The following is a 4,739-nucleotide window of genomic DNA, read 5'->3' on the forward strand; positions in this document are numbered from 1 at the left end:
ATTCGATGCCGGTGGAGCAGGAGCCACCCACCTCATCCGGTTTGGGCCGTCCTCATCGGAGCCAGCCAGCCGGGCGATCAGATGCTGCGTTTGCTCCGAGGTCGGCAGTGATCCCATAATGAACGATGCTGCAAAGTCTATGAACGGCTGCTGCTATCAGCTTGATCATTGGGGTGCCGCTTTCTATTATGTAATTATCCGAAGAAGAGGAGAGAACTACGATGGACAAACGGCACCGGTAACCCGGAAACCCGCCTACTAGGCGGAACTGCGCCTCGGGCGACTAACGCTCGGACTCCATCGAATTCATACCTTACGGAGCTTTCATGCCCAGATTAAAGAAAAAGACAGCCCTCATAACTGGGGGTGCCCGCGGCATTGGTGCCGCCATCGCAAGCGCCTTCCGCGACGAAGGTGCCGACGTCATCCTGACAGATATCGACGCTAAGACCGGGCAGGCCATGGCCGACCAGATCGGTGCAACTTTCGCGCGCCTTGATGTGGCTTCCGAAGCGGCGTGGGATACGGTTGCAGAACGCTTTCCCGCCCTTGACGTTCTGGTGAACAACGCTGGTATCACAGGGTTTGAAGGGCCGTTCGACGGTGCGCCACCTGCTCATGATCCCGAAATTGCTGCTTTGGCTGACTGGCGGAAGGTCCATACGGTGAACACCGATGGCACATTTCTCGGCTGCCGTTATGCGATCCGAGCTATGCGCGCGAAGGGTGCAGGCAGCATCGTGAACATCTCATCCCGTTCCGGTCTCATCGGCATCCCGATGGCCGCTGCCTACGCGGCCTCGAAAGCCGCTATACGCAACCACACGAAGTCAGTCGCGCTTTACTGCGCCGCGCAAGGGCTGAACATCCGGTGTAACTCTATCCATCCAGCGGCAATCATGACGCCGATGTGGGAACCAATGCTAGGCAACGGTCCGGACAGGGCTGAACGCGAAGCTGCAATGGTGGCAGACACACCCATGCGGCGGTTTGGCGAAGCGAAAGAGGTTGCAGCCCTTGCCGTGCTGCTCGCTTCAGACGAGGCGGCCTACATGACCGGAACAGAACTAACGATTGATGGCGGCATCCTCGCGGGTACTGCTGCAACACCCGGCGATTGATTATAAGGCGGGGCGGGCGATCTTTCGTCCGTTCCCGTGCCTATATTGGGGACATTGCCTCAATCGCAGCGAAATCACGGTTTGTCCCGCAGAACGTGAGTTCGAATCGACGGAAACTTCGCAGTTGCAGCGAACGTCCGGAATGCGGGCTGCGGCTGCAGCATCGGAGCTGGACAGTCAAGGGCAGCTCTGGGCCGTCCTCATCGGAGCCAGCCAGCCGGGCGATCAGATGCTGCGTTTGCTCCGAGGTCGGCAGTGAGCCTGAAGCGGCCATCTCAACACATCCATCGCAACGCCATATCAGATCATTGCCAGATCAACTCGCGCTCTCTCTTCGACCATGACAGAGCCGTCCCGTCGAGCTGCATCGATCGCTTTCATTAGCCAGTCGCGTTCACTGTCCGAGGCGCCGCCGTTACGCTGACTTTCCGCTCGCCCCAACAGGCGATATATTTCGGCCTCCCAGTTTCTTTCGTTGGTCTTCCTGACCGAACTTGCCGCTTCATCCAACATCGCCAGGGCTTCGTCCGTTTGACCGGAACGCAGGTGTCTTTCTGCGCACAGCGCAAGAAAAAATGGACGCCAGGGATTGCGGGCCGTGGCCGACAGGCGATTGATCGCGGATTTGATGAGTTCGGCACCGCCATTTCCTGCCCAACCCTGCATGATATCGGCATATGCGGTCCATAGCCCGCTGTGCTGTTCATCCGCCAAACGCCTGAGTTCCTGGGCGAACGCGTCAGCCATCAACATGTCGGAGCGCATAGCCGCCGGTATCGCACAGGCGAACATCAAGGCGTATGCGAGGCTGCTGGCGTGATTGATCGCCCGCGCATGTGCGACGGCCTTCTCTCCGGAACTCTTCGACGCCTCCGCATCGCCACCGAGAGCGGAGATGATGGCCAAGATGGAGAGCCCGGCGACCTGCGGATCGTAGCCATATTCCAGTTTGACCTGGCTGTGCCGGTCACTGCGATATAGCGCCAGCAATCGGGACGCGTGCTTTTCGGCGTCTGCCAGGCGGCCCAAATAGAGCGAGCACCAAGCGATCACGCGATGGCCCTGAAGCAATCCGGCATCGTCGGCCAGGTCTTCGGCAAGTTTCAACAGCTCGCGGGCAAGTTTCAGCGCCGGGCTGAACTCCGCCCGGGACACGTGGATGAGATATTCGCCATAGAGTATGGGCAGGAGCGCCGCCGGTTCATCAAGCTTCTGGCTCAGGACCCGCGCCCTTGCGTAGATCTCGGATGTTTCGGTCGAGCTCCAGCCTTTGACGACAAGCACGAGCGGCGCGAGCGCCCGTACGATCTCAAGCTCGCTCTCATCACGCTGGCGAGACGGTGGGACCGCTTCTAACGCGCGAAGGCCATCATAAAAATGCTCGACAGCCTCATGGTCAGCCGATCTCTTCTGGGCGTCGCGTCCAGCGAGAAGCCACTGTTGGGCGGCCTCACCAAAACGCTCGGCGCGGAAGAGATGACCAGCAATCGTTTCAACTGGGAAGTATCTGGCGGCAGGTAGACTGGACAGGTGGTCCGCGACCTGACCATGCAGCCGCCTGCGGTCGCGATTCAGCAGGCTGGCATAGGCCGCGTCCTGCACAAGGGCATGGGTAAAGCCGTATTCCGCGTCCGCCGACGCGCCGTGTCTAACGAAGATGTCCGCCCCGACTAATTGCGAGGCCAATTCTTCAAGTTTGACGCCCCCGACGCCGGATACCTCGGAAAGGATGAAGCCGGGAAAGCGTCGGCCGAGAACCGAGCCGACCTGGGCGATTTGCTTTGCCTTTCCAAGTCCGTCCAGGCGAGTGGTCAGGGACCCATGCAATGTTGCCGGTACGGTATTTTCTTCGTCGCCATGTTCCATGTCCTTCGCGGCGCGGCTCAGTTCCTCCAGGAACAGCGGTACGCCTTCGGCGCGATCAATTATGTCACGCATCTGTTCCGACTTACCTTGAAGGCCGCGGAACTGCTCATCGACGATGAGCCGACTCTCCGCGCGACCGAGCCGGTTCAGCGACAGCATCGTTGCGTTGTGCTGGGACGTCCAATCCGCCGCGAAGGTCGGTCTGGTAGTGACGACAAGAAGTATCGGGGATTCGCTGGAACGGCCTGCGAGTTCACCGATCAGTTCGCGCGAACTGGGGTCCGACCAATGAACATCTTCGACGATGATACAGGCAAACTCGTCGATGGCTCCTGAGCACATCCATTTCAGCAAGACCTCGATGGCACCACGCCGCCTCCTGACGGCGTCCTCTCCGGTTGCCCCCTCGCCGGAGGCCGAAAGGTAGTCCTGCATGCGCTCCGCGGCGTCTGAACCCAGAAGCGAGCCGACAAAATCCAAAAGCTTCGCCAGTCGCGTCGCTGCATCGTCTCTCATGATGACGCCTGCGGCGCGGTCCAGCGTATCTATGAATGGGTAGAGGGCGCTGCCGCCATGCTGCTCAGAGCATTGGACAACAATCGGCTTGCAGCCACTCCCCAAAATATGATCGTGGAGATCGGTCACGATCCGCGATTTCCCGATGCCGGGTTCCCCGCTCAGTACGAATACTTGTCCATCGCCTTGACGCACCCGGTTCCAACGGGAGCGAATGAGGGCGATCTCTTCGGACCGCCCAGCAATTCTGGTGAGTCCGCGGCGTCGCGTCGCTTCGAACCGACTTCTGGCCTCCGTCCGGCCCAGCGGCCGATGGACCATGATCGGTCTGTCGACCCCCTTGAGCCGACGCTCGCCCAGTGCGTCAGATGATACGAACCCTTCGACCAGACGGCAGACCTCTCCACTGATGAGGATTTCATCCGCCTCGGCCAGCTGTTCTAGCCTTGATGCTATGATCGGCGCTTCCCCCACGACGGACATTTTCTCACGCGAGAGCCCGGCGCCCATCTCGCCGACAATGGTCGGGCCCGAATGGATTCCAATTCGCGCTCGAAGAACGCTGCCCGTTGGCGTGTCGATGCGGTGAATGCCTTCCAACATGTTGAACGCAGCCTCAACGGCCCTGACCGCGTCGTCTTCGTGGGCGCGCGGATAGCCAAAATAGGCCATCAAACCGTCGCCAAGATATTTGGCGACATGACCACCGCGGGCTTCGACCGCTCTGACGCTGGCCTGCTGAAACGCGGCCAGCAGGTCGCGAAATTCCTCAGCGGTCATTTTCTGGGAGAGTTCGGTGGACCCGACCAGATCACAAAACAGCACCGATACGCGCCGAAATTCTGATGCGCATTGACCGAACTCTGGCGCTGCCGGATCGGAGGCAAGCGCTCGCAGCAGCTTTTTTCGATGCCCCAGTGGCAGGCCAAGATGGCGCAGATCCCCGTCATCTAGATCCGCGAGAGTATCGGCGTCGACCGCCTCCTTTTCGAAGACGTCCGCGTATTGTCCCAGGCCAACACTCTCCAGAAATTGTGCTACCGACATCCTATGGTATTCTCCATCGTACCTGAGGCACTTTAGCAATATTGCGATTGCATGTCGCGCAACTGTCGGCGTGCTCGCGTCCGGTTTGTCCTGTGTGGATGGCGTCTGCTTTGCAAGGACAAAATGCTCTGATTGCGCGGCTGGTCAGTACAGTCCTGTGTCCGGCCTTTGATTGCGGCATTTGCTTGA

2 protein-coding genes are annotated in these 4,739 nt (G+C 59.6%); one reads left to right on the plus strand and one right to left on the minus strand.

The features are described from left to right. Positions 1 to 326 precede the first annotated feature (326 nt). Positions 327 to 1,121: an SDR family oxidoreductase gene (locus ACR0BF_RS20185; protein ID WP_480625660.1), complete on the plus strand. Its 795-nt coding sequence runs from the start codon at positions 327 to 329 to the stop codon at positions 1,119 to 1,121. Positions 1,122 to 1,421: 300 nt separating this feature from the next. Here ACR0BF_RS20185 and ACR0BF_RS20190 read toward each other — a convergent pair whose 3' ends face one another. Beyond that, positions 1,422 to 4,550, minus strand: coding sequence for an adenylate/guanylate cyclase domain-containing protein (locus ACR0BF_RS20190; RefSeq protein WP_480625661.1), 3,129 nt, complete (start codon positions 4,548 to 4,550; stop codon positions 1,422 to 1,424). Positions 4,551 to 4,739 lie beyond the last annotated feature (189 nt).

The sequence above is a fragment of the Ruegeria sp. AG7 genome (assembly GCF_056541545.1).

What these genes read in the sequence shown, in the direction of transcription:
- ACR0BF_RS20185 (WP_480625660.1), top strand. Translation starts at nt 327, where the DNA reads ATGCCCAGATTAAAGAAAAAGACAGCCCTCATAACTGGGGGTGCCCGC.
- ACR0BF_RS20190 (WP_480625661.1), bottom strand. Translation starts at nt 4,550, where the DNA reads ATGTCGGTAGCACAATTTCTGGAGAGTGTTGGCCTGGGACAATACGCG.